The 3,365-nt window shown below is 25.7% G+C and carries 2 protein-coding genes; both read left to right on the top strand.

Annotated features, from left to right (window positions below):
• The first annotated feature begins 481 nt into the window (after positions 1 to 481).
• Positions 482 to 1,915: a cardiolipin synthase gene (gene cls / locus NG904_RS16255; protein WP_252232744.1), complete on the top strand. Its 1,434-nt coding sequence runs from the start codon at positions 482 to 484 to the stop codon at positions 1,913 to 1,915.
• 379 nt (positions 1,916 to 2,294) lie between these two features.
• Entirely contained in the window at positions 2,295 to 3,308 is a 1,014-nt protein-coding gene (gene aroF / locus NG904_RS16250; RefSeq protein WP_252232742.1) for a 3-deoxy-7-phosphoheptulonate synthase, read from the top strand.
• The last annotated feature ends 57 nt before the right edge of the window (positions 3,309 to 3,365 follow it).

Genomic DNA, 3,365 nt, shown 5'->3' with positions numbered 1-3,365 from the left:
ATCATTCATGAAGTTTTTAAAGTCTATTTTGACTATTTTTAAACCTTGAGTGTTAATCACTCTAGGTTTTTTTTATTCTTTAGGAATTTATTTTATTAAAAAATTTGTGGATAACTTATAGAATACTGTATTTTAGAAGTATGATGAGTACATCTTTATGAAATTATGTTATTTAAGAAATTATTAATAATCGAAATTATAAATTAGAAAAAATTAAAAAATTTTCCATAAGGAATAACAATGGCAGTATAATTGGTTGTTAGATTTGAAATGTGATAATAGTATTAAATTTTTTTCATATATTATTAAAAGGATATAGTATTAATACTTAAAGCTTTATTTAAGTAAATGTTAGTTAATTCATTATAATAAATTTATATATCTATGATAAAATAGTGAATATAGCCTATAAATTAAACGAAGATTTATAATATAATTATTTAATTCAAAATAATAACCTAAACAAAGGAAGTGAGAAAATATGAATATATTATTAGGGATAGGCATGATAGTTTTAATATTAAATATAATTTTTTCATTATCATTGATATTTATAGAAAGAAAGGATCCAACAACAACATGGGCATGGCTTTTAATACTAATTATTCTACCGGGATTTGGATTTATATTATATATTTTGTTAGGACAAAACTTAAGTAGGCAAAAGATTTTTAAAGAAAAAAAACAAATTGATGAAATAAAGAGAAGAAATTTAAGTAGTAGATATGGTAATAAGAGTAATTGCCATGATGGTGGAGATAAATTTTTTGATTTAAGAAAAATGAATTATAATCATTCAGGTTGTCAATATACAACTAACAATGATCTTGAAGTATATGTTAATGGAGAGGATAAATTTAGACAATTAATTAAAGATATAAAGAATGCAAAAGAATATATACATATAGAATATTATATTTTTCGTAATGATTGTTTAGGAAAAGAAATAATAGCAGAATTAACAAAAAAAGCAGAAAGTGGAGTTGAAGTAAGACTTTTAGCAGATAGTATGGGTTCATATACTTTAACAAAAGGTGCATTAAAGAATTATTTAAAATCAGGAGGAAAATTTGCAATATTTTTCCCGGGAATTTTACCACATATAAATACGCGTATAAATTATAGAAATCATAGAAAAATAGTTGTAATAGATGGGAAATATGGATATGTTGGAGGATTTAATGTTGGTAAGGAATATATAAATAAAGATCCTAAGGTTGGATTTTGGAGAGATACCCACATTAGAATAAAAGGTGGAGCAGTAAATGATTTAAATGAAAGATTTTTATTAGATTGGTGCTATGCATCAGAAGAAGAAATACGTGATTATAATAAATATTTATCAGATACAAATGAAGAAATAGGGGATGTGGGAATACAAATAGTTACAAGTGGTCCAGATCATGAAGAAGAATATATTAGAAACGCATATATTAAGCTTATAAATAATGCTAAAAATAATTTATATTTAGAGACACCTTATTTAGTTCCAGATTTGCCTATATTAGAGGCGTTAAAAATATCTGCGTTGTCAGGTGTTGATGTAAGAATAATAATTCCAGGAAATCCAGATCACTTTTTTATGCAATGGGCAGCTAGTTCTTATATAGGTGAACTATTAAATTCTGGAATAAAAATATATTATTATAAAAATGGATTTATTCATGCTAAGGCTATGGTTGCAGATAGTACTGTAGTATCTATAGGAACAGCTAATATGGATATAAGAAGTTTCAAATTAAATTTTGAAGTTAATGCTTTTATCTTTGATGATAGAGTAGCTGTTGATTATGAAAAACAATTCATGAAGGATATTGAATTCTCTGAGGAAATAACAATAGAATCTCATTCTAATAGAAGTACATCTATTAAGATAAAAGAATCTTTAGCAAGACTAGTTTCACCAATATTATAATTGAATTATCAAAAAAACTAATAAAAAATAAAAAAGTATCAAAAAATATTGACAAAAAATTCTAAGTTGTTATACTAAAAATATAATAATTTATTTGATTAATATATCAAGATGATTAAATTTTATTTAATGGGAGGGCACTATGGAAAAGAATATAGTTAAAATATTTATTGCAAAATTTTATAACTTTTTTTATTTTATGTTCTGGGGCTTTTATTTTAGCGCTAGCTATTTATTTTGCAAAAAATTAAATAATTTAACTTTAATGAGTGCTCAAAAATTATAAGAATTTTTTAGATGTTTATTATGTGAATACATTATAGAGCTCATTAATATGTGGGCTCTATTTTTTTTATATAAAATTAAGGGGGCAAAAAATATGATAGTAATATTAAAACAAAAAGTTAAACAAGAAAAAATAGAAAAATTAACTTTAATTTTAGAAAATCAAGGTGTTAAAGTAAACCCTGTTATAGGAACTGACATTAGCATTTTAGGTTTAGTAGGGGATACGAGTAAAATTGATAAAGAACAAATTGAGGCTAATGAAATAGTTGAAAAAGTTATGCATGTACAAGAACCTTTTAAAAAGGCAAATAGGATGTTTCATCCAGAATCAACAATAATTGATGTGAATGGACAAAAAATAGGCGGAAATAAAATAGCTATGATTGCAGGACCATGTTCAGTTGAAAGCGAAGAACAAATAACGCAAATAGCTAAAGATGTTAAAAAAATAGGGGCAAACTTTTTAAGAGGTGGAGCATTTAAACCTAGAACTTCACCATATGCATTCCAAGGATTAAAGTATGAAGGTTTAGAACTTTTAAAAAAAGCAAAAGCAAATACAGGATTACCTATAGTTACGGAAATTATGTCACCATATGATATAGAATTTTTTAATGATAATGTTGATGTTATACAAGTTGGAGCAAGAAATATGCAAAACTTTGATTTACTTAAAGAATTGGGAGGATTAAATAAACCAATACTTTTAAAAAGGGGATTATCAGCAACTCTTGAAGAGCTGTTAATGAGTGCTGAATATATAATGGCAGGTGGTAATGAAAATGTAATTCTTTGTGAAAGAGGAATTAGAACATTTGAGACATATACCAGAAATACATTAGATTTAAGTGCAGTTCCAGCTCTTAAAAAATTAAGTCATTTACCAGTTATTATTGATCCAAGTCATGCTACAGGGAAGTATTGGATGGTAGAACCACTAGCTAAAGCTGCAATTGCAATTGGTGCAGATGGACTTATAATAGAAGTCCATAATGATCCAGCAAATGCTTTGTGTGATGGACCACAATCAATAAAACCAAGTAAGTATGCAAAACTTTTTGAAGAATTAAAAGTTATTGCAAAAGCAGTAGGTAGAGAAATATAGTTTAAATAAAGCTAAATTTATATATGTATAAGTAAAGGTGGACTGAGTAATTGAACT

The organism is Clostridium sp. ZBS15 (assembly GCF_023845705.1).
GTDB classification, from domain to species: Bacteria; Bacillota; Clostridia; order Clostridiales; family Clostridiaceae; genus Clostridium; species Clostridium aquiflavi.
This window is presented reverse-complemented; position numbering and strand designations above follow the sequence as displayed.

Excerpts from the sequence above, each read along its gene's own strand:
- cls (WP_252232744.1), top strand. The coding sequence starts at position 482 with ATGAATATATTATTAGGGATAGGCATGATAGTTTTAATATTAAATATA.
- aroF (WP_252232742.1), top strand. The coding sequence starts at position 2,295 with ATGATAGTAATATTAAAACAAAAAGTTAAACAAGAAAAAATAGAAAAA.